Origin of the sequence: Aeromicrobium sp. Leaf289 (assembly GCF_001423335.1) — a bacterium.
In the GTDB taxonomy this organism is placed as follows: domain Bacteria; phylum Actinomycetota; class Actinomycetes; order Propionibacteriales; family Nocardioidaceae; genus Aeromicrobium.
The window spans coordinates 440,045-461,052 of record NZ_LMNK01000004.1; the positions used below are offsets into that span (position 1 = coordinate 440,045).

The window sequence follows — 21,008 nt, forward strand, 5'->3', positions numbered from 1 at the left end:
CACCATGACGACACCCGACGACACCCCCCAGACCGACGACGCCACCCAGGCCGACGCCGAGCCCGAGGCCGGTCACAGCCGCGAGGAGTGGCAGGAGCACACCGAGAAGGCCGCCGCCCTCGCCGGCGCCCTGCCGTGGCTGAAGCGCTACCACGGCAAGGTCGTGGTGGTGAAGTACGGCGGCAACGCCATGACCGACGAGTCCCTGAAGCAGGCGTTCGCGGAGGACATCGTGTTCCTGCGCCTCGCCGGCTTCAAGCCGGTCGTCGTCCACGGCGGCGGACCGCAGATCAGCTCCATGCTCGACCGGCTCGGCATCGAGTCCGAGTTCCGCGGTGGCCTGCGGGTCACCACGCCGGAGTCCGTGGACGTCGTGCGCATGGTGCTCACGGGCCAGGTCGGACGTGAGCTCGTCGGCCTGCTCAACCGGCACGGCGCCCTCGCGGTCGGCCTCTCCGGCGAGGACGCCGGTCTGTTCACCGCGACGACCACCCGTCCGGTGATCGACGGTGTCGAGACCGACATCGGACTCGTCGGCGAGGTCACCCACGTGCGCCCGGAGGCCGTGCAGGACCTCATCGACGCCGGGCGGATCCCGGTCGTCTCCACCGTCGCGCCCGACGCGTCGGGCCAGGTCCACAACGTCAACGCCGACACCGCGGCGTCCGCCCTGGCCGTCGCGCTCGGCGCCGAGAAGATGCTCGTGCTCACCGATGTGGAGGGGCTGTACCGGGACTGGCCCGACAGCACCGACGTCATCGGCGAGATCTCCCCGGAGGCGTTGCGCGAGATCCTCCCGGGGCTCGCGTCGGGGATGATCCCCAAGATGACGGCCTGCCTGAAGGCCGTCGAGGGCGGCGTCAAGGGCGCCACCGTGGTCGACGGCCGCGAGCCGCACGCCGTCCTGCTCGAGATCTTCACCGACGAGGGCGTCGGCACCCAGGTGCTGCCCGGCGTCGAGACCCGCATCCGTACCGCGCTGTACTCCACGAGCGCACCGAAGGAGCCCTCGTGACCGGACAGCAGGACCAGACGTCGGCCCGGGCCGACCTCCCCTTCGCCTCGCAGGGTCGCCCCGAGAGCGGCGACTCCTGGACCGAGCGCTACCGCGGCGCGGTGATGAACACCTTCGGCGACCCCCAGCGGGTGCTCGTGCGCGGTGAGGGCAGCACGGTCTGGGACGTCGACGGCAACCACTACCTCGACCTGCTCGCGGGCATCGCCGTCAACGCCCTCGGACACGCCCACCCGGCGATCGTGAAGGCCGTCACCGAGCAGCTGGGCACCCTCGGCCACGTGTCGAACTTCTTCACCACCGAGCCGCAGGTGCGCCTCGCCGAGCGCCTCGCCGCCCTGCTCGACGCGGGCGACGGCGTTCCCGTGCGCACGTTCTTCGCCAACTCCGGCACCGAGGCCAACGAGGCCGCCTTCAAGGCGACCCGTCGCACGGGCCGCACCACGGTCGTCGTGGCGGAGGGCAGCTTCCACGGCCGTTCGATGGGCGCGCTCGCGCTCACGTCGAAGGCCGCCTACCGCGAGCCGTTCGAGCCGCTGCCCGGCGACGTGCGCTGGGTGCCCTACGGCGACGCCGAGGCCCTGTCCGCAGCGGTCGACGACACCGTGGCCGCCGTGCTGCTGGAGCCCATCCAGGGCGAGGCGGGCGTCGTCGTGCCGCCCGACGGGTACCTGGCGCACGCCCGCGCCGTCACGCACGAGCACGGCGCGCTGCTGTGGATCGACGAGGTGCAGACCGGTGTCGGGCGCACCGGCGCGTGGTTCGCGTTCCAGGAGTCCGGCATCGTCCCCGACCTCGTGACGCTGGCCAAGGGTCTCGGCGGCGGGTTCCCGATCGGTGCGTGCATCGGCGTCGGCGAGGCCGCCACGCTCCTCGGTCCGGGCAACCACGGCACGACGTTCGGCGGGAACCCGGTGGCCTGCGCCGCGGCGCTCGCAGTGCTCGACACGATCGAGGCCGATGGACTGCTCCAGCACGCCGTGGCGCGAGGCGACCAGCTGGCGTCCGTGCTCGAGCAGCACCCCCGGGTCGTCGAGGTCACCGGCCGCGGCCTCATGCGCGGCGTGGTGCTCACCGAGCCCCGCGCGGCCGACGTCCAGAAGGCCGCACTCGACGCCGGGCTCGTCCTGAACGCACCCACGCCCGACCGGCTGCGCATCGTCCCGCCGCTCGTGCTCACCGAGGCCGAGGCGGCCCACGCGGCGACGACGCTGTCGGCGGTGCTCGCGGAGGTGCTGGCATGACCCGCCACCTGTTGCGCGACGACGACCTGACGCCCGCCGAGCAGGCCGAGGTGCTGCAGCTCGCGCTGCGGATGAAGGCCGAGCCCTTCGCCCACCGACCGCTCGAGGGCCCGCGGTCCGTCGCGGTGGTCTTCGACAAGTCGTCCACCCGGACCCGCGTCTCGTTCTCCGTCGGCGTGGCCCAGATGGGTGGGCACTGCGTCATCCTCGACGCGGCCACCACGCAGGCGGGCCGGGGCGAGCCGGTGGCGGACACCGCCCGGGTGCTCGGCCGCATGGTCGACGCCGTCGTGTGGCGCACGTACGCGCAGGCGGGCCTGGAGGAGATGGCCCGGCATGCCGGCGTGCCCGTCGTGAACGCGCTGAGCGACGACTTCCACCCGTGCCAGCTGCTGGCCGACTGGCTCACCGTGCTCGAGCACAAGGGTCCGCTGGCAGGCCTGACGGTGGCCTACGTCGGGGATGGCGAGAACAACATGGCCCACTCCTACGTGCTGGGCGGTGCCGTGGCGGGCATGCACGTGCGGATCGGTGCGCCCGACGGGTACGCGCCGGCCGCGCACGTCGTCGCGGACGCCGAGAAGGTCGCCGCGTCCACCGGGGGATCGATCCTGCTCACCGACGACCCCGCCGAGGCCGTCGCCGGTGCCGACGTCGTCATCACCGACACCTGGGTCTCCATGGGCCACGAGGCAGAGAAGGCCGAGCGGCAGGCGATCTTCGGTCCGTACGCCGTCACGGGTGCGCTGCTCGAGCACGCCGACCCCGACGCGATCGTCATGCACTGCCTGCCGGCCTACCGCGGCCTCGAGATCGCCGAGGACGTGCTGGAGGGACCCCGCAGCGTCGTGTGGGACGAGGCCGAGAACCGTCTGCACGCTCAGAAGGCGCTGCTCGCCTTCCTGTTGGAGCGGTCCTGAGGAGCGCGTGGCCGTGAGCATCCCCGACACCAAGCCCGCGCGCCAGCGGCTCATCATCGACCTGCTCGGGCGGACGGCGGTGCGCTCGCAGGCCGAGCTGGTCGCGCTGCTGCAGGAGCACGGCGTCACGGCGACGGCCTCCACGGTCTCGCGCGACCTCGTCGACCTCGACGCCGTCCGCGTGCGCAACTCCGCGGGAGCGCTGGTGTACGCCGTGCCGGCCGAGGGGGGCGACCGCACACCGCGCGCGGCCGAGGACGGGCCGGCGTCGCAGCAGCGCCTCTCGCGGTTGCTGCGCGAGCTGCTCGTGTCGGCCGAGGCGTCGGCCAACCTGGTCGTGCTGCGCACGCCGCCCGGCGCGGCGCAGTTCCTGGCCTCCGCCGTCGACCACACCGGGCAGGCCGACGTGCTGGGCACCATCGCCGGCGACGACACGGTCATGATGATCTGCCGTGACCCGGACGGCGGCGCCGCCGTCGCGGCCCGGTTCACCGAGCTCGCCGAGCTCCCCACCGACACCCGATCCACGAGCGAGGGGACACCATGAGCGACACCGACGACGACCTGACCCGCCCAGCCGCGGGCGACGACGCCGGAACGGGAGACTCCCGCCTGTGGGGCGGTCGCTTCGCCGGCGGCCCGTCGCCGGAGCTGACCGAGCTCTCGCGCTCGACGCACTTCGACTGGCGGCTCGCTCCGTACGACCTGCGTGGCTCGCGGGCGCACGCCCAGGTGCTGCACGCCGCAGGCCTGCTGACCGACGACGACCTGGCCGCGATGCTCCAGGGGATCGACGCGCTCGACGCCGACGTCGCCTCGGGCGCGTTCACGGCCGACCCGGGTGACGAGGACGTGCACTCGGCGCTGGAGCGCGGGCTCGTCGAGCGACTCGGGCCCGATCTCGGCGGACGCCTGCGGGCGGGTCGCTCCCGCAACGACCAGGTCGCCACGCTGTTCAAGATCTACCTGCGCGAGCACGCCCACCGGATCGGCGACCTGCTCCGGGACCTGGTGACCGCCCTGGCGGACCAGGCCGAGCAGCACCTCGGTGCGCCCATGCCGGGACGCACCCACCTGCAGCACGCCCAGCCGGTCCTGCTGTCGCACCACCTCCTGGCGCACGCGTGGCCGCTGGTGCGCGACCTCGACCGCCTCGCCGACTGGGACGACCGCGTGGCCGACGACTCGCCGTACGGGTCGGGCGCGCTGGCCGGGTCCTCGCTCGGGCTGGACCCCGAGAAGGTCGCGGCGAGCCTGGGGTTCACCGGCTCCACCGCCAACTCGATCGACGGCACGGCCGCACGCGACTTCGTGGCGGAGCTGGCCTTCGTCCTCGCCCAGGTGGGTGTCGACGTCTCCCGGCTGGCCGAGGAGATCATCCTCTGGAACACCAAGGAGTTCGACTTCGTCACGCTCGACGACGGGTACTCGACGGGGTCGAGCATCATGCCGCAGAAGAAGAACCCCGACATCGCCGAGCTCGCCCGCGGGAAGGCCGGTCGGCTGATCGGCAACCTCACCGGGCTGCTGGCCACGCTGAAGGCCCTGCCGCTGGCCTACAACCGCGACCTCCAGGAGGACAAGGAGCCGGTCTTCGACTCCGTCGACACCCTCGAGGTCCTGCTGCCCGCCTTCACCGGCATGGTCCGCACGCTCACGTTCCACACCGAGCGCATGGCCGCCCTGGCTCCCCAGGGGTTCGCGCTGGCCACCGACATCGCCGAGTGGCTCGTCCGTGAGGGTGTGCCGTTCCGCGTCGCGCACGAGCTCTCGGGGGCGTGCGTGCAGGAGTGCGAGCGCCGAGGGATCGAGCTGTGGGACCTCAGTGACGACGACTTCGCCCGCATCTCGCCCCACCTCACGCCCGGCGTGCGCAGCGTCCTGTCGCTCGAGGGCTCCATCACCTCGCGAGACGGCCGCGGCGGCACCGCGCTCGTCCGGGTCACGGAGCAGCTCGCCGAGGTCCGGGCGCGGGTGGCGCAGTGACGGCCCCGCGCTTCCCGCTCGTCCGGTTCCGCGAGGGGTACGACGCGGGGGAGGTGGACGCCTTCCTCGCCGACGTCGAGCCGAGGGTGACCGGCCGAGCGGACGGCTCGGTCGCCGCCCTGATCCGCGAGGCGCGCTTCACCCCCGTGCGACTCCGCCAGGGCTACGACATGGGCGCCGTGGACGCCCACCTCGACGCACTGCACGCCCGGGCGGAGCGGGGCTCGCCCCGCGCCTGATCGAGGTCCCGCTCGCCGGGTCCACGTCGTTCACCGACCGTTCACGGGGGTCCGGCAGCATGCGCGGGTGCTCGACAGCGTGAGGGTCCCGGCCACGTTCCTGCGGTCGGGCCGCGCCGCACCTCCTCGGACCCTCGTGGACGTCCTGACCGCGACGGCCGACGCCCACGGCAGCGAGCCCGCCCTCGCGTGCGGCGACGTCGTGCTGACCTACGACCAGCTGCTCGAGACCGCCGGTGCCCTCGCGGACGAGCTGGGCTCGGTCGGTGTCGGCCGCGGAGCCCGGGTCGGGGTGCGCGTGCCCTCGGGGACGACGGACCTGCACGTCGCCATCCTGGGCGTCCTCCTCGCGGGGGCGGCCTACGTGCCGATCGACGTCGACGACCCGCCGGAGCGCGCGGCCACGGTGCTGCGCGAGGCCCAGGCCGACGCGGTCGTGACCGACGGCCTCGTCGTGCGCCGCCTCCGGGACGAGGTGCGCGGGTCCGGCGCGGTCGAGCCGCCGCGGCTCGAGGACGACGCCTGGATCATCTTCACGTCGGGCTCCACCGGCACGCCGAAGGGCGTCGCCGTCACGCACCGCTCCGCCGCTGCGTTCGTCGACGCCGAGTCGGTGCTGTTCTGCCAGGACGCCCCGCTCGGTCCCGGCGACCGCGTGATGGCCGGCCTGTCCGTCGCCTTCGACGCCTCCTGCGAGGAGATGTGGTTGGCGTGGGGGCACGGCGCGTGCCTCGTCCCTGCGCCGCGCTCGCTCGTCCGCAGCGGCGCCGACCTCGCCCCGTGGCTGGTCGCCAACGACGTCAGCGTGGTGTCCACCGTGCCCACCCTCGTGCTCATGTGGCCGCCGTCGGCCCTCGACGCGGTGCGGCTGCTGATCCTCGGCGGCGAGGCGTGCCCACCGGAGATCGGCGAGCGCTTCGCCACCGCCGAGCGCGAGGTGTGGAACACGTACGGACCGACGGAGGCCACGGTGGTGGCGTGCGGCGCGCGCCTGCAGCCCGGCGAGCCCGTGCGCATCGGACTGCCGCTGGAGGGATGGGACCTCGCGGTCGTCGACGACCAGGAGCAGCCCGTGCCGCCGGGGGAGACCGGGCAGCTCGTCATCGGCGGGGTCGGGCTCGCCCGCTACCTCGACCCCGAGAAGGACGCCGCCACCTACGCGCCGATGCCCTCGCTCGGCTGGGAGCGCGCCTACCGCAGCGGTGACCGCGTCGTGCTCGACGAGGACGGTCTGCTCTTCGCCGGACGGGCCGACGACCAGGTCAAGATCGGCGGCCGTCGGATCGAGCTGGGCGAGGTGGACAACGCGCTGCTGGCCCTGCCCGGCGTCGAGGCGGCGGCCGCGGCCGTCCGCCGCTCGGAGGCCGGCAACAGCGTGCTCGTGGGCTACGTGGTGGCCGACGCGGGCTTCGACGCCAAGGCCTCCCGGCCGCTGCTGCGCGAGCGGCTCCCTGCCGCGTCCGTGCCGCGGATCGCCGTCGTCGACGCGATCCCCGTCCGCACCTCGGGGAAGGTCGACCGCGACGCGCTGCCGTGGCCGCTGGAGTCGACGACGACCACGGCCCTCGACGGGACGGCCGCGCTGGTGGCCGACGCCTGGACCCGGATCCTCGGCTCGGCCGTCGACGGGCCCGGCGACGACTTCTTCGAGGCCGGAGGGTCGAGCCTGACGGCGGCCCAGCTCGTGGCCCGGTTGCGCGAGACACACCCGGAGGTGACCGTCGCCGACGTGTACGAGGCCCCGACCGTGGGTGCGCTCGCCGCCCGGCTGGACACCCTGACGACCCCGGCGGTCGTGCAGGCGCGCGAGGTGCGTCCCGTGCCGCGCCGGTCCGCGCTCGCCCAGCTGCTGCTCCTGCTGCCCCTGCGGGCGCTAGGCGGGCTCGTCTGGATCGCCTGGCTCCTCGTCGGCGTCCAGGTGCTCGCGGTCGGCACCGGCGCACCCTGGTGGCCGGAGCCGGGCTGGCCGGCGGCGGCCTGCGCGGTCCTGGTGCTGCTCCCGCCCGTGCGGGCGCTGCTGGCCGCAGGGCTGGTGCGGCTCCTGCTGCGTCCGCTCACGCCCGGCACCCATCCGCGTGGCGGGCGTGTCCACCGTCGACTCTGGGCCGCCGAGCGCGTCGTCGAGGAGCTGCGCGTCGGGTCGCTCGCCGGCGTCGGGGCGCTCAGCCTGTTCGCGCGCCTGCTCGGCGCCAAGGTGGGGGAGGGCGTCGACCTGCACGCCATGCCGTCCCTCACCGGGCTGCTGACCCTGGGGCGCGGATCCACCGTCGAGCCGGAGACGGACCTGTCGGGCCACTGGGTCGACGGCGACCGGTTGGTCGTCGGCCCGGTGCGCGTGCGGGCCGAGGCGCGCGTCGGCGTCCGCAGCACCCTGGGTCCGGGTGTCGTGGTCGGACGGGGCGCCGAGGTCGGCGCGGGGTCCACGGTGCTCGCGGACGTCCCCGACGACGTCTACGTCTCGGGCGCGCCGTCCGTGCGCGTCGGGGAGGCGCGTGGTCCGGCCGAGCGTCACACGGCCCCGCGCCGGCGCGGCTGGCCCACCGCCTACGCGCTCACCGGGGCGGCCCTGTCGGCCGTGCCGGTGGTCGCGGTCGGCCTCACCGCGGTCGCCGTCGTGGGTGCGGCCTGGACGGTCGGCGGCCGGCCGGACGCCCTGGTCGCGGCGCTCACGCAGCTCGCCCTGCTGCTCCCGCTCGTGGCGGTGCTGTCCCTCCCGGTGCTGGCCGGACTCGTGTGGGCCGTCGTCAGGCTGGCCTCGCGCGGGGTGGTCGCGGGGGTGCACCCGATCCACGGCCGAGCCGCGTGGAGCGCCTGGACGGTGCTGCGCGTGCTGGACAGTGCCCGCGAGTGGCTGTTCCCGCTGTACTCGAGCAGCCTGACCCCGGTCTGGCTGCGGGCGCTCGGCGCCGACGTCGGTCGCGACGTCGAGGCCTCGACGGTCCTGATGCTGCCGACGCTCACGTCGGTCGGTGACGGTGCCTTCCTCGCCGACGACACGATGCTCGGCATGTACGAGCTGGGAGGCGGCTGGCTGCGCGTCGAGCAGGTCAAGGTCGGCCGGCGTGCCTTCGTCGGCAACTCCGGCATGGCCGCACCCGGCCGGAAGGTCCCCGCCCGCGGCCTCGTGGCGGTGCTGTCGGCGGCACCGCGGCGCGCCAAGGCGAAGAAGGGGTCCTCCTGGCTCGGGAGCCCGCCCACCAAGCTGCGGCGGGTCGTCGGCGACGTCGACGAGGGCCGCACCTACGAACCGGGCCGACGTCTGCGCGTCGCGCGGGGCGCCCTCGAGCTCTGCCGCGTGCTGGCCGTCGTGGCGTCGGCCGCGCTCGGCCTCACCGCCGCCGCTGCCCTCCTGCTCGTGGCCGACACCGCGGGCTGGTGGCCGGCCGTGCTGGTGGCCGGTCCGGTGCTGCTGGTCGTGGGCCTCGTCGCGGCCGCCGTGGCGACGGCGGCCAAGTGGATCCTGGTGGGCCGCGTCCGGGTCACCGAGCACCCGCTCTGGAGCGGGTTCGTGTGGCGCAACGAGCTGGCCGACACGTTCGTGGAGGTCGTGGCCGCGCCGTGGTTCTGCCGATGGGCCCTCGGGACCGCGGCGCTGCCGTGGTGGCTGCGCAGCCTCGGCGCCCGGGTCGGACGCGGTGTCTGGTGCGAGACGTACTGGTGGCCCGAGCCCGACCTGGTGACGGTCGGCGACGGTGCGACGGTCAACCGGGGGTGCGTGGTGCAGACCCACCTCTTCCATGATCGGATACTCAGCATGGACGAGGTGCGGCTGGATGCAGGGGCCACGCTCGGCCCCCACGGCGTGGTGCTTCCTGCTGCGCGGATCGGGCGCCACGCCCGCGTCGGGCCGGGATCGCTGGTGATGCGCGGTGAGCACGTCCCGGCCGGGACCAGCTGGGTCGGCAACCCGATCGGGCCCTGGACCGACGCGACGGCACCCGCGTGAAGCGCGGCTCCGGCGACGGATCCGTCGACGAGCGCTACGTCCCGCACCACGGCGACCCGACGTACACGGTCACGCACTACGACCTCGTGGTCGACTACGTGCCCGAGTCCAACCGCCTGACCGGCACCGCCGTCCTCCAGGTCCGGGCCGTGGAGCCGCTGCGGCGGCTGCGTCTCGACCTCAACGACCTGCGCGTGCAGAAGGTGCTGGTCGACGGCGTCCGCGCCACGTACCGGCAGCACCGGGCCTGGGTGTCCGTCGAGGTCGGCCACGAGCTGGCCGCCGGCGAGGAGGCCGAGGTGCTCGTCGCCTACGGCGGCCGTCCGCACCCCATGCGAGGCCTCGACGGCGACGCCGGCTGGGAGGAGCTGGAGGAGGGATCGATCGTGGCGTCGCAGCCGCACGGCGCGCCCTCGTGGTTCCCGTGCAACGACCTGCCGTCGGTCAAGGCGCCGTTCCGGATGGAGCTCTCGGTGCCGCAGGCCTTCAGCGTCGTCGCCAACGGCCTGCCGGGGGAGACCCGCCGCACCGCCGGACGCACGGTCCAGGTCTTCGACCAGCCCGAGCCCATGGCCACCTACCTCGCCACGGTGCACGTGGGCGACTTCGTCCAGGTCGACCAGGCCACGTCGCCGGTGCCCGTGGGCATCGTGGTCCCGCCCGACCGCCGCGAGCAGGCCGTGGCCGCGCTCGCCGACCAGCCGGCGATGGTGGCCTACTTCCACGGCGTCTTCGGGCCGTACCCGTTCGGCCGCTACCTCGCGGTGGTGACGCCCGACGACCTCGAGATCCCGCTCGAGGCGCAGGGACTCTCGATCTTCGGGCCGAACCTGCTGCACGACGGCTGGGACGCCCAACGGCTCATCGCGCACGAGCTGGCCCACCAGTGGTTCGGCAACAGCGTCACCCTCGGCCACTGGAACGACATCTGGCTGCACGAGGGCTTCGCCTGCTACGCCGAGTGGCTGTGGTCGGAGGAGTCCGGGCGCGAGAGCGCCGACGAGCAGGCCGCGCACCACCACGCGAGGCTCGCCGAGAAGGACCAGGACCTCCTGCTCGCCGACCCGGGCCCGGACCTCATGTTCGACGACCGCCTCTACAAGCGCGGCGCCCTCGCCCTGCACGCCCTGCGCAGGACCGTCGGCGACGACGCGTTCTTCGACGTCCTGCGCACCTGGACCGACCGGTTCCGGTACTCCAACGCCACCACGGCCGACCTCGAGCAGGTCGTCACCGACGTCACCGGCTCGCCCCGCACCGACCTGTTCGACGCCTGGGTGAGAGGCACCGACCTCCCGGACCTGCCGTGAGCGGCACGGACGACGTCGGCGCACGGGCCGTGGGCCTGCTGGGACGTGAGCTCCACGGGCACGACGTGACGGTGCGCATCACCGAGGTCGAGGCCTACGGGGGCGTGCTGGACCCCGCGTCGCACGCCTACACCCGGACGGAGCGTTCGGAGATCATGTACGGCCCGCCCTGGCGGCTCTACGTCTACCGGTCCTACGGGATCCACTGGTGCGCGAACGTCGTGACCGGTCCGACGGAGCAGGCCGCCGCGGTGCTGGTGCGGGCCGGCGAGGTCGTCCACGGCACGGACGTGGCGAGACGGCGACGGGGCGAGGTGGCCGATCATCGGCTCGCCCGCGGACCGGGGAACCTGGCCCGGGCCCTGGGCATCAGCGCCGCGGACCTGGGCAGCGACCTGCTGGACCCGTCGTCGGGCGTGCACCTGGGGCCGGAGCGCGGCGTCGAGATCGACGTGGCGCAGGGGCCGCGCGTGGGCGTGGCGAAGGCGGCCGACGTGCCGTGGCGGTTCTGGATCGCGGGGGACCCGACGGTCTCGGCCTACCGGCGTTCCCCGCGTGCCCCGCGGCCGTGATCGAGGACGGTCCTGCCGGGTTCTGCTCGCGTCAGTGACCGAGGCGCTCGAGCAGCCGGTCGAGGGCGACGAAGGCCCCGACGAAGATCGCGCTGACGACGGACCAGCCGGCGTGCGGACGCGCGACGACCTGCGTCCGGGGGAGCGTGGCGACGGGCTGCATGCGGTGAAGCCTGCCACAGGTCCTCGGCATTGGGAAGGAGAAAGGCCCGACTGACCTGGGTCGAAGGTCCCGCGTGCGACCCTCGAGCAGGCCGTCAGGCCCGCCGGTAGCGGCGTTCCGGCCGACCCGCACCGCCGTAGCGCAACCTGACCTGCGCCTGGCCCGTGCCGACGAAGTGCTCGAGGTAGCGACGGGCGGTGACGCGGGCGAGCCCCAGCCGCTCGGCCGCGTCGGTCGCGGACAGGTCGTCGCTCCCGTCGAGCAGCCCCTCCACGAGTCGGGCCGTCTCGCGGCTCAGCCCCTTGGGCAGCGCGGCCGCGCCCGAGGAGGCGCGCGCCGCGCCGAAGGCCCGATCGATCGCCTCCTGGTCGGTCTCCCCGTCGCCGAGAGCGCGCAGTGCGCCTCGCACGCGGTGCAGGCGCTCCACGAGGTCCTGCTGCTCGAACGGCTTGACCACGTACTGCATGGCACCGCCGGCGAGTGCGGCCCGCACCGTGTCGGCCTCCCGCTCGGCCGTCACCATGACGACCCCGGCGCGACTGCCCTCCTCGCGCAGCCGCGCCAGCACCTCGAGTCCGCCCAGGTCGGGGAGGTGGACGTCGAGCAGCACCAGGTCGGGGTCCAGGTCCGCGGCGAGCCGCAACGCCTCCTGGCCGTTGGCGGCGACGCCCACCACCTCGAACCCGTCCGCCAGCTCCACGAACCGGGCGTGTAGACGGGCCACCATGAAGTCGTCGTCGACGACGAGGACCGACGTCACGAGGACTCCCAGGGCAGCACCACGCGGAACAGGCTAGGCCGCGCCTCGTCGATCGTCACCGACCCGCCCCGTCGCTCGCACAGCAGACGCACCAGCGCGAGGCCGATCCCGCGGCCGCCGAGGACCTCCGGCTTCGTCGAGAACCCTCGGACGAACACGGTCTCGCGCAGGTCGCGGGGGACCCCGTCGCCGGAGTCCTCGACCTCGATCACGAGCGCGGTGTCGTCCGCGCGTGCGTCGAGCCGGACGCGGGCCTGGGTCCGTCCCCGGCAGGCGTCGATGGCGTTGTCGACCAGGTTGCCCAGGATCGTCGTCGTGTCGGCCGAGAGGTCGGGAGGCAGCGGCGGGACCTCGCAGTCCGGCGCGATCTCGAGCAGCACGCCCGCCTCGTCGGCCTGGCTGCTCTTGGCGATGAGCAACGCGGCCGTCGCCGGGTCCTCGACGTGGTCGGCGACGTCGCTCTCGCGGTCGGCGCGGACGCCGACGATGCGGGTCACCAGGGCCCGCGCCTCGTCCGGCTCGTCCAGCTCCAGCAGTCCGGAGATCGTGTGCAGCTGGTTCGCGAACTCGTGCGTCTGGGCGCGCAGAGCGTCCGTGATCGACAGGTTGGAACCCAGCTGCTGCTGCACCGCCACGAGCTCGGTGCGGTCGCGCATCGTCACGACGCTGCCGACCCCCTCGTCACGGGTCGCCGCGCGACGTCGGTTCAGCACCAGGACGCGTTGGCCGGTGACCACCACGAGGTCGCTGGCGTCGGCGGGATCGACGAGCAGCTGCGCGAGGTGCGGCTCGAGCCCGAGGTCGCCCACCGAGCGGCCGAGGGAGGCATCGTGCAGCCCGAGCAGCTCCAGGGCCGCGTCGTTGACCATGGTCACCCGGCCGGCCGGGTCGAGACCGAGGACACCCTCGCGGATGCTGTGCAGCAGGGCCTGGCGGTGGTCGGCGAGCCTCGCGAAGTCGCGGGTCCCGAGTCCGCGCGTGCGGTGGCGGACGATGCGGGAGACGGCCCAGGACCCCAGGATGCCGAGGCCGGCGCCCACGCCGAGGAACAGCGCGAGGTCCGGTGCCGCGTTGCTGGCCCGTTGCCAGGAGGAGGGGTACGTCTGCTCGACCAGCACGGCTCCGGCGAAGGTCCCCTCGTCGTCGAGGACGGGTGCGTGCCCGGTCAGCACGCGGGCACGGTCGGTCGTCACCGACCCGGTCCAGCCCCGTCCCTCGAGGACCCTGCTGTCGCCGAGCGCGGCGGTCGTCCCGACGAGAGCCGGTCGCGTGGACGCCACCACCTTCCCCCGCCGGTCGACCACGGAGGCCACGTCGGCACCGGAGAGCGAGACCGCCCGGTCGACCGCCGGAGCGAGCTCGCGCGCCGCGTCGGTCGACCCGACCCGGTCCCGCACGACCGCCACGTTGGCGAGGTACTCGGCGGCGGACCGCAGCCGCGCCCCGCGGTCGTCCTCGAAGGACCGGGTGGCCTGCTGGAAGGAGAGCACGCCGACGATCACCAGCACGAGCGCGACGACGGCGAGCTGGAGGACGAGGAACTGACCGGCCAACGTACGTCGACCCGGTCGCGGCGACCACAACGAACACAACCTCCTTTGCGCACCCAATCGTGACGCAGGCCACGTCTGCGTCCATGCTCGGGTCGACCCACCAGGAGGTGTGATGGCCGACACAGGTCAGCGACGACCCGCACGTCGCCCCCGCAGGACACCGGACCGACGCCGCCGCTCGGCGGTCGTCGTGGCCCTCGTGCTCGCGATCGTCACCGCGCTCAGCGGTTGCGGCGTGACGCGCGGCGGCGACGACCCCGACAACCGGCGGCTGCGCATGATGATCCCGAACAGCCCCGGAGGTGGGTACGACCTCACGGGCCGTGCCGCGGCCCAGGTCCTCGAGGAGGACGGCCTCACCGGTCGGTTCGAGATCACCAACGTCATCGGCGCCAGCGGCACCGTCGCCATGCAGCGGCTGCTCAACGAGCGCGGTGCCGACGACCTCATGATGCTCATGGGTCTGGGCGTGGTGGGCGCGACCTACACCAACGACTCGCGTGCTCGCGTCTCCGACGCGACGCCCATCGCGAAGCTCGTCGAGGAGCAGGAGGGACTGCTCGTCCCGGCCGACTCGCCGTTCGAGACCGTCGACGACCTGGTCGAGGCGTGGAAGGCCGACCCGCGGTCCGTGACCGTCGGCGGCGGCTCGTCGCCCGGCGGTCCCGACCACCTGTTCCCGATGCAGCTGGCCCAGGAGCTGGGCATCGACCCGAACGACGTCAACTACATCGCCTACGACGGCGGTGGCCCGCTCACGACCGCCCTCCTGGGCGAGAAGATCCAGGTCGGCACGTCGGGCCTCGGCGAGTTCCAGGGTCAGATCGACGACGGCTCGCTGCGCGTGCTCGCGGTCTCCGGCGACGACCGGCTCGAGGGCATCGACGCCCCGACGCTCACCGAGTCCGGCATCGACCTGGTCTTCACCAACTGGCGCGGGATGCTCGCGCCTCCCGGGATCGACGACGAGACCCGCGCTCTCCTGACCGAGCTGCTCACCGAGATGCACGGCACGAAGGAGTGGCGCGAGGCGCTGAAGCGCAACGGATGGATCGACGCCTTCGCCACGGGCGAGGACTTCGAGACCTTCCTGACGGAGCAGGACGAGCGCGTCGAGTCGACGCTGAAGGAGCTGGGGCTGTCATGACCACCACCCATGAGACGGCGACGGGCCCCGACGGTCCCCGGCTCGTCGACCGCGCCCAGTACGGGCTGGCGGCCTTCCTCGCCGTCGTCGGTGTCGTCGTCGTGGTCGACGCCACGGGCCTGCGACCCGGCTTCGCCGACCAGCCGGTGCAGCCGTCGCTGTTCCCCTACGTGGTCGGCACGGCCCTGGTCGTGCTGGCCGTCGCCCTGGCCGTGGCCACCAGTCGTGGCTCCGTCGCCGAGCCGGAGGGCGGTGAGGACATCGACCTCACCGAGCCCAGCGACTGGGTGACCGTTGCCAAGCTCGCCGGCGTCTTCCTCGCCAACATCCTGCTGATCGGCGTGCTCGGCTGGGCCATCACCGGCGCCATGCTGTTCGCCGGCTGCGCCTGGGCGCTCGGCAGTCGCACGCTCCTCAAGGACGTCGCGATCGGAGCCGCCCTGTCGCTGCTCACCTGGTACGGCTTCTACGTGGGCCTCGGTCTGCCGATCCCGGCCGGTGTCCTGGACGGGGTGCTCTGATGGACATGTTCATGGACGGGCTCGCCAACGCGCTGACGCCCGAGAACCTGCTCTACGCCGTCATCGGCGTGCTGCTCGGCACGATGGTCGGCGTCCTGCCCGGCATCGGCCCGGCGATGACCCTGGCCCTGCTCTTCCCGATCACCTACACGGTGCCGGTCGACAGCGCGCTGATCATGTTCGCCGGCATCTACTACGGCGGCATGTACGGCGGCTCGACGACCTCGATCCTGCTCAACACACCGGGGGAGTCCTCGTCGGTGGTGACGGCCATCGAGGGGAACCAGATGGCCAAGCGCGGCCGGGCCGCGCAGGCACTCGCGACCGCGGCCATCGGGTCGTTCGTCGCCGGCACCATCGCCACCGCCCTGCTCGTGCTGTTCGCGCCGAAGGTCTCCTCCTGGGTCGTCGACCTCGGGGCGCCGTCCTACTTCGCGATCCTGCTGCTGGCCCTGCTCGCCGTCTCCGCGGTGCTCGGCTCGTCGAAGATGCGTGGGTTCATCGCCCTCTTCCTCGGCCTCACGATCGCCCTGGTGGGCACGTCGACCGGACAGGCGCGCCTGACCTTCGGCAGTCCTCTGCTCGCCGACGGGCTCGACGTGGTCGTCGTCGCGGTGGCGATCTTCGCGATCGGCGAGGCCCTGTGGGTCGCGGCGCACCTGCGCCGACGTCCTCTGCAGGTCATTCCCGTCGGCCGTCCCTGGATGGACCGCAAGGACTGGGGCCGCTCGTGGAAGCCGTGGTTGCGCGGCACGGCGTTCGGCTTCCCGTTCGGCGCCCTGCCGGCCGGTGGCGCCGAGGTCCCGACCTTCCTGTCCTACATCACCGAGCGCAAGCTCTCCAAGCACCCGGAGGAGTTCGGCCAGGGCGCCATCGAGGGTGTGGCCGGCCCGGAGGCCGCCAACAACGCGTCGGCGGCCGGCACCATGGTGCCGCTGCTCGCCATCGGCCTGCCGACCACGGCCACGGCCGCGATCATGCTGAACGCCATCCAGTCCTACGGCATCCAGCCCGGACCGCAGCTGTTCGCCAACGAACCAGGGCTCGTCTGGACGCTCCTGGCCAGCCTGTTCGTGGCGAACACCCTGCTGCTCGTGCTCAACCTGCCGCTGGCGCCGGTCTGGGCGAAGCTGCTGCGGGTGCCCCGGCCCTACCTCTACGCGGGCATCCTCTTCTTCGCCTCGTTGGGCGCCTACAGCGTGAGCTTCGAGCCGTTCGACCTCGCCCTCCTGCTCGTGCTGGGCTTCCTCGGCGTTGCCATGCGACGCTTCGGGCTCCCGGTCCTGCCGCTCATCGTGGGTGTCATCCTCGGCCCGTCGCTCGAGAACCAGCTCACGCAGGCGCTGGCCCTGTCCGGCGGCGAGGTCTCGACGCTGTGGAGCGAGCCCGTCGCGAAGATCGTGTACCTGGTCCTGGCGCTCGCGCTGGTCGCCCTGGCGGTCTCGACCGTCCGCGGCCGGTCCGCTCGCCGTCCCGAGAAGCAGGAGGTGTCGGCATGACGTCGACCGTGGTGGTGGCCTACAGCCCGGACGAGTACGGCGAGGCGGCCCTCGAGGCCGGCGCCGAGGAGGCGGGACGGCGAGGTGTCCCCTTGGTCGTCGTCAACGCGACGCGGGGCGACGCCTACGTCGACCCGCACTTCGCCGACGCCGACACCGTCGCCCGCCTGCGGGAGCGGCTGGGCGAGGTCGAGGTGCTCCAGGAGGTCGTCTCCGACGTCGGGGGCGAGGTGGTCCGCGTCGCCGAGGAGCGCGACGCCGAGCTCGTGGTGGTCGGGATCCGGCACCGCTCGCCCGTCGGCAAGGCCCTCATGGGCAGCGTGTCGCAGCGGATCCTGCTCGACGCGCGGTGCCCGGTGCTGGCGGTCAAGCCGCGCGACTGAGCCGTCGGTCCGCGTGTGCGGTCGGGGGCGCCGGAGGTCCGGCGCCCCGTGCTCACCTTGCGGGAGAAGGTCCTGATCGCGGACCGCACGGCACGGCGCAACGCGCGCGGCCCGTTGGGGTCACTCGTGCGACGGGTCGGCCACGGGGGCGTCCGGCAGGGCGCACACGCCGTCCTCGCAGGTCGCCGCGTCGTCGGCACCCACCATCTGCAGCGGCCCGCTCACGCCGAGCCCTCCGCCGCCTGGCGCAGGGCGCCGAGGAGGACCTCGGGGTCCTGGGCGCCGGAGACGCCGAGCCGGTCGTCGAGCACGAAGAAGGGGACGCCACGGATGCCGAGCTCGAGGGCACGCTGCTGGTCCGCGCGGACGTCGTCGAGGTGGGCGCCGCTCTCCAGTGCCGCCACGACCTCCTCGCGGTCCAGGCCGACCTCCGCCGCCAGGTCGGCCAGGTCGCCGACCCGACCCACGTGGCGTCCCTCGACGAAGTAGGCGGCGAGCAGCCGCTCCTTCATGGCCGCCTGCTGCCCGTGGGACCGGGCGAGGTGCAGGAGCTGGTGCGCCAGGACCGTGTTGGTGTGCTGCAGGCCGGCGAAGTCGTAGGCGAGACCCTCGTCGGCCGCCACGACCGTCATCTGGTCGAGCATGGCCACGACCTGGTCCCGCTGCATCCCCTTGTGCCGCGCGAGGAAGTCGACCTCGTCGCCCTCGAAGTCCACGGGGGTCTCGGGGGAGAGCTCGAAGCTGCGGTAGGTCACCGACACGTCGCCGCCCTCGGCGCGGAAGCGCTCGACGGCCTGCTCGAAGCGGCGCTTCCCGACGTAGCACCAGGGGCACGCCACGTCGGACCAGATCTGCACGTCCACGGTCATGGCCGCGTCAACGACGTCGGAGCGTCGGATGTTCCCTCACCAGATCGATCGCAGCGGCTTGACCCGGTCCATCAGCCAGGCGATCGCGAACGACACCACGAGCGTGATGACGACGGCCACCGGGATGCCGATGACCGGCGAGTCCTGGTACAGACGGCCCGTCGGTCCCTCGGTGCGCACCAGGTGCAGGACGAGGGCGTGCACCAGGTAGATGCGGTAGCTCACCGCGGAGAAAATCCCGATCCACCGTGGCGCGGGCCTCGTCCGCGTGGACGGACGCGTCATGAACGTGAAGACGCCCGCCGAGAAGAGGAGGACGGGCAGGTTCAGGTTGTCGTAGCCCCACAGCGACGGCTCCGGCTCGGCCTGCTGGCGCCACACCGCCAGCACCACCCAGACGAATCCCACGAGCGCCACCCCCGCGGGCACGACGGCGGGGACGCGGGGCGCGTGGTGGTAGAGCAGGAACCCCAGGAGGAACACGCCGACGTAGCCCGTGGGGACGACGTCGATGAAGCCTCCGTACACGGTCGGCGTGCCCGACCACAGCAGCGGGAGGAACCGCTGGAGCAGCTCGATGCCGAGGATCAGCGCCACCGCGTAGACCAGGAGGGGACGGCGCTCGGCCGCCGGCCGGGCGGCGATCGGTCGCAGGAGCGGTGTCAGCAGGTACAGGCCGACGAGGACGTACACGAACCACAGGTGGTAGGCGACCGGTCCGCCCAGGGCGTCGCGCACTATCTGCACGGGCGCGGACGGGTCGGGCTCGCCGGCCGACCCGTTGATCAGCTCGGCGTCGCCGGTTCGCGAGGCCCACACCGCGAAGCCGACGTAGACCAGGCTCCAGGTCAGCAGGGGCACGGCGACCTTGCGGGTCTGGCGCACCAGGTCGAAGGAGCGCTCCGGCACCAGGAGCAGGGCCGCGGAGATCATGAAGAAGCAGTTGACGGCGAAGCGCCCGGCCGAGTCGTACACGTTCGCGGCGTTGACGTCGGAGAGGAACGCGGTCTGCTCGCCCAGACGGGGGCCGATGACGCCCGCTCCGCCGTGCAGCAGGACGACGCCGACGGTGGCGAGGACCCGGAGTCGGTCGAAGGAGTGAACGCGTCCCTGAGCCATGGCGGCGAGTCTCCCACAGGCGGCCGAGGGCGGACGCGGGTGCAGGGGAGGACGGCGAGCCGGGGACAATGGGGCCGGACCCACCCGTTCGACCTCCCAGGAGCTGTTCCGTGACCACTGCCGGAGGATCCGTCCTCGACGACCTGATCGCCCGCGGCCTCGTCGCGCACTCGACCGACCTCGAGGCGCTGCGAGCCGAGATGGACGCCGGTCCGATCGTCTACTACGTCGGGTTCGACCCCACGGCGCCGAGCCTGCACGTGGGCAACCTCCTGCAGGTCCTCACCGCTCGGCGACTCCAGCGAGCCGGCCACCGGCCGATCCTGCTCGTCGGCGGCTCGACCGGCCTGATCGGGGATCCCAAGGAGGCGGGGGAACGGGTCATGAACCCGCGAGAGACCGTGGCCGGGTGGGTCGAGCGCATCCGCGAGCAGGTGAGCCGGTTCGTCGACCTCGACGGTGATCGCGGCGCGATCCTCGTCAACAACCTCGACTGGACCGAGTCGCTCGGCACGATCGACTTCCTGCGCGACGTCGGCAAGCACTTCCCGGTCAACCGGATGCTCGCGCGCGACGTCGTGAGCAGCCGGCTCGAGAGCGGCATCAGCTACACCGAGTTCAGCTACGTCCTCCTGCAGTCGCTGGACTACCTCGAGCTGTTCCGCCGGCACGGCTGCGTCCTCCAGACCGGCGGCAGCGACCAGTGGGGCAACATCACGGCCGGGGTCGAGCTGGTGCGGCGGTCCGAGGGTCGACGCGTGCACGCCCTTGCCACGCCGCTCATCACGAAGGCCGACGGGACGAAGTTCGGCAAGACCGAGAGCGGCACGGTCTGGCTGGACCGCGAGCTCATGAGCCCCTACGCCTTCTACCAGTCCTGGATCCAGGCCGAGGACGCCAAGGTGGGGGAGTACCTGCGCCAGTTCACGTTCCTGGACGTCGAGGAGATCGCGTCGCTCGAGGCCGAGCACGCCGAGCGACCGGGGCTGCGGCTGGCGCAGCGTCGGCTCGCAGCCGAGGTGACCGCGCTGGTGCACGGCCCCGACGAGGTGGTGGCCGCCGAGCTGGCCTCGACGGCCCTGTTCGGCCGGGGCGAGCTCGCCGACCTTCCCGAGCACACGCTGGCCGCAGCCCTGGGGGAGGCCGGCGTCGTGGAGCACGACCCGTCGGACTCGGTGACGGACGCGCTCCTGGCCGCGGGACTCGTCGAGTCCCGCTCTGCCGCTCGCCGAGCCGTCGCCGACGGCGGCGCCTACGTCAACAACGAGCGCGTCACCGACCCCGAGCAGGCCCTCGGCGAGCTGACCACCGTGCACGGCTCGTGGCTCGTCCTGCGACGCGGAAAGCGCCAGATCGCAGGCGTGAAGCTGCGCGCCTGAGCGACGTGGGCCTCGTCACACGGCGTCGATTTGACCCGTCGAGACGCGCTTTTGTACGGTTCTCATGTTGCACCGCACGACGGGGAGCAAGGCCAACAGGCCGGGCGCCCGGGGCGGAGCAGCCGCTCGAACCGAAACGGTCAACGCCAGGGCATCACTGCCCGGAGACTGGCCGCCGACAACGGAGAGCGAGTGGCACGACCCGGGTTTGACCCGCGGTTCGGGGCCATGTAAGTTAGACGAGTTGCCCCGGTGGGGCAGGCCCGCACGGGCCGAACCACTGGTGTGCGTCTGATCCTTGAGAACTCAACAGTGTGCCAAAAGTCGACGAGATAATCAGTAGTAACCCTCGTCTGTGGTGTCGGGGCCCTTGTGGTCTTGAT

The 21,008-nt window shown here is 73.1% G+C and carries 19 protein-coding genes; 14 read left to right on the plus strand and 5 right to left on the minus strand.

The window, feature by feature from the left end; all coding sequences use genetic code 11:
• Nucleotides 1–4 precede the first annotated feature (4 nt).
• From argB to ASF37_RS14730, 9 genes are all read left to right on the plus strand, one after another.
• The gene (gene argB / locus ASF37_RS14690) at nt 5–1,015 is read left to right on the plus strand and encodes an acetylglutamate kinase (RefSeq protein WP_082480847.1); all 1,011 of its coding nucleotides are present in this window, start codon (nt 5–7) and stop codon (nt 1,013–1,015) included.
• On the plus strand, nt 1,012–2,259 hold the full coding sequence (locus tag ASF37_RS14695; RefSeq protein WP_082480848.1) for an acetylornithine transaminase: 1,248 nt from the start codon (nt 1,012–1,014) through the stop codon (nt 2,257–2,259). Before argB ends, ASF37_RS14695 begins: the two co-directional genes overlap by 4 nt.
• On the plus strand, nt 2,256–3,179 hold the full coding sequence (argF, locus tag ASF37_RS14700) for an ornithine carbamoyltransferase (RefSeq protein WP_055970352.1): 924 nt from the start codon (nt 2,256–2,258) through the stop codon (nt 3,177–3,179). Before ASF37_RS14695 ends, argF begins: the two co-directional genes overlap by 4 nt.
• Before the next feature lie 7 nt (nt 3,180–3,186).
• Nucleotides 3,187–3,726 carry an arginine repressor gene (locus ASF37_RS14705; RefSeq protein ID WP_055970349.1) on the plus strand — a complete coding sequence of 180 codons (540 nt, stop codon included), beginning with the start codon at nt 3,187–3,189 and terminating at the stop codon, nt 3,724–3,726.
• On the plus strand, nt 3,723–5,165 hold the full coding sequence (argH, locus tag ASF37_RS14710) for an argininosuccinate lyase (protein ID WP_082506541.1): 1,443 nt from the start codon (nt 3,723–3,725) through the stop codon (nt 5,163–5,165). The genes ASF37_RS14705 and argH overlap by 4 nt, the downstream gene beginning before the upstream one ends.
• Nucleotides 5,162–5,404, plus strand: coding sequence for a DivIVA domain-containing protein (locus ASF37_RS17635; RefSeq protein WP_055970347.1), 243 nt, complete (start codon nt 5,162–5,164; stop codon nt 5,402–5,404). The genes argH and ASF37_RS17635 overlap by 4 nt, the downstream gene beginning before the upstream one ends.
• 67 nt (nt 5,405–5,471) lie before the next feature.
• Nucleotides 5,472–9,350 carry a Pls/PosA family non-ribosomal peptide synthetase gene (locus ASF37_RS14720; RefSeq protein ID WP_056581352.1) on the plus strand — a complete coding sequence of 1,293 codons (3,879 nt, stop codon included), beginning with the start codon at nt 5,472–5,474 and terminating at the stop codon, nt 9,348–9,350.
• Nucleotides 9,347–10,660: a M1 family metallopeptidase gene (locus tag ASF37_RS14725; protein WP_056581355.1), complete on the plus strand. Its 1,314-nt coding sequence runs from the start codon at nt 9,347–9,349 to the stop codon at nt 10,658–10,660. The genes ASF37_RS14720 and ASF37_RS14725 overlap by 4 nt, the downstream gene beginning before the upstream one ends.
• The gene (locus ASF37_RS14730) at nt 10,657–11,232 is read left to right on the plus strand and encodes a DNA-3-methyladenine glycosylase (protein ID WP_055970341.1); all 576 of its coding nucleotides are present in this window, start codon (nt 10,657–10,659) and stop codon (nt 11,230–11,232) included. Before ASF37_RS14725 ends, ASF37_RS14730 begins: the two co-directional genes overlap by 4 nt.
• Nucleotides 11,233–11,263: 31 nt before the next feature.
• On the opposite strand, the gene ASF37_RS17675 is transcribed toward ASF37_RS14730, so the two are convergent.
• The 3 genes from ASF37_RS17675 to ASF37_RS14740 all read right to left on the minus strand — a co-directional run bounded on the left by ASF37_RS17675 (nt 11,264) and on the right by ASF37_RS14740 (nt 13,708).
• A complete protein-coding gene (locus ASF37_RS17675; protein ID WP_255353835.1) occupies nt 11,264–11,395 on the minus strand; it encodes a hypothetical protein in 132 nt (43 codons plus the stop codon).
• Between the two features lie 94 nt (nt 11,396–11,489).
• Nucleotides 11,490–12,155 (minus strand): response regulator, encoded by a 666-nt coding sequence (locus ASF37_RS14735; protein ID WP_082480850.1) that lies wholly within the window; start codon nt 12,153–12,155, stop codon nt 11,490–11,492.
• The gene (locus ASF37_RS14740) at nt 12,152–13,708 is read right to left on the minus strand and encodes an ATP-binding protein (protein WP_162239962.1); all 1,557 of its coding nucleotides are present in this window, start codon (nt 13,706–13,708) and stop codon (nt 12,152–12,154) included. Before ASF37_RS14740 ends, ASF37_RS14735 begins: the two co-directional genes overlap by 4 nt.
• Nucleotides 13,709–13,820: 112 nt before the next feature.
• Here ASF37_RS14740 and ASF37_RS14745 point away from each other — a divergent pair, with 112 nt between their 5' ends.
• From ASF37_RS14745 to ASF37_RS14760, 4 genes are read left to right on the plus strand one after another with little or no spacing between them, the layout of a single operon-like run.
• The gene (locus tag ASF37_RS14745) at nt 13,821–14,855 is read left to right on the plus strand and encodes a tripartite tricarboxylate transporter substrate binding protein (protein WP_056577596.1); all 1,035 of its coding nucleotides are present in this window, start codon (nt 13,821–13,823) and stop codon (nt 14,853–14,855) included.
• Nucleotides 14,852–15,376: a tripartite tricarboxylate transporter TctB family protein gene (locus ASF37_RS14750; protein WP_055970334.1), complete on the plus strand. Its 525-nt coding sequence runs from the start codon at nt 14,852–14,854 to the stop codon at nt 15,374–15,376. Before ASF37_RS14745 ends, ASF37_RS14750 begins: the two co-directional genes overlap by 4 nt.
• On the plus strand, nt 15,376–16,875 hold the full coding sequence (locus ASF37_RS14755) for a tripartite tricarboxylate transporter permease (RefSeq protein ID WP_082480852.1): 1,500 nt from the start codon (nt 15,376–15,378) through the stop codon (nt 16,873–16,875). Before ASF37_RS14750 ends, ASF37_RS14755 begins: the two co-directional genes overlap by 1 nt.
• Nucleotides 16,872–17,258 carry a universal stress protein gene (locus ASF37_RS14760; RefSeq protein ID WP_055970329.1) on the plus strand — a complete coding sequence of 129 codons (387 nt, stop codon included), beginning with the start codon at nt 16,872–16,874 and terminating at the stop codon, nt 17,256–17,258. The genes ASF37_RS14755 and ASF37_RS14760 overlap by 4 nt, the downstream gene beginning before the upstream one ends.
• A gap of 221 nt (nt 17,259–17,479) precedes the next feature.
• Here the strand turns inward: ASF37_RS14760 and ASF37_RS14765 are convergent, their stop codons facing one another.
• Both ASF37_RS14765 and ASF37_RS14770 read right to left on the minus strand, forming a co-directional pair.
• The gene (locus tag ASF37_RS14765) at nt 17,480–18,127 is read right to left on the minus strand and encodes a DsbA family protein (protein ID WP_056577598.1); all 648 of its coding nucleotides are present in this window, start codon (nt 18,125–18,127) and stop codon (nt 17,480–17,482) included.
• 36 nt (nt 18,128–18,163) lie between these two features.
• Nucleotides 18,164–19,246 carry an acyltransferase gene (locus tag ASF37_RS14770; RefSeq protein ID WP_055970322.1) on the minus strand — a complete coding sequence of 361 codons (1,083 nt, stop codon included), beginning with the start codon at nt 19,244–19,246 and terminating at the stop codon, nt 18,164–18,166.
• A gap of 68 nt (nt 19,247–19,314) precedes the next feature.
• On the opposite strand from ASF37_RS14770, the gene tyrS reads away from it, so the two are divergent.
• Nucleotides 19,315–20,625, plus strand: coding sequence for a tyrosine--tRNA ligase (gene tyrS, locus ASF37_RS14775; RefSeq protein WP_056577600.1), 1,311 nt, complete (start codon nt 19,315–19,317; stop codon nt 20,623–20,625).
• Nucleotides 20,626–21,008: the final 383 nt, after the last annotated feature.

Excerpts from the sequence above, each read along its gene's own strand:
- ASF37_RS14760 (WP_055970329.1), top strand. The coding sequence starts at position 16,872 with ATGACGTCGACCGTGGTGGTGGCCTACAGCCCGGACGAGTACGGCGAG.
- ASF37_RS14765 (WP_056577598.1), bottom strand. The coding sequence starts at position 18,127 with ATGACCGTGGACGTGCAGATCTGGTCCGACGTGGCGTGCCCCTGGTGC.
- ASF37_RS14755 (WP_082480852.1), top strand. The coding sequence starts at position 15,376 with ATGGACATGTTCATGGACGGGCTCGCCAACGCGCTGACGCCCGAGAAC.
- ASF37_RS14770 (WP_055970322.1), bottom strand. The coding sequence starts at position 19,246 with ATGGCTCAGGGACGCGTTCACTCCTTCGACCGACTCCGGGTCCTCGCC.
- ASF37_RS14745 (WP_056577596.1), top strand. The coding sequence starts at position 13,821 with ATGGCCGACACAGGTCAGCGACGACCCGCACGTCGCCCCCGCAGGACA.
- argH (WP_082506541.1), top strand. The coding sequence starts at position 3,723 with ATGAGCGACACCGACGACGACCTGACCCGCCCAGCCGCGGGCGACGAC.
- argF (WP_055970352.1), top strand. The coding sequence starts at position 2,256 with ATGACCCGCCACCTGTTGCGCGACGACGACCTGACGCCCGCCGAGCAG.
- tyrS (WP_056577600.1), top strand. The coding sequence starts at position 19,315 with ATGGGGCCGGACCCACCCGTTCGACCTCCCAGGAGCTGTTCCGTGACC.
- ASF37_RS14750 (WP_055970334.1), top strand. The coding sequence starts at position 14,852 with ATGACCACCACCCATGAGACGGCGACGGGCCCCGACGGTCCCCGGCTC.
- argB (WP_082480847.1), top strand. The coding sequence starts at position 5 with ATGACGACACCCGACGACACCCCCCAGACCGACGACGCCACCCAGGCC.
- ASF37_RS17675 (WP_255353835.1), bottom strand. The coding sequence starts at position 11,395 with ATGCAGCCCGTCGCCACGCTCCCCCGGACGCAGGTCGTCGCGCGTCCG.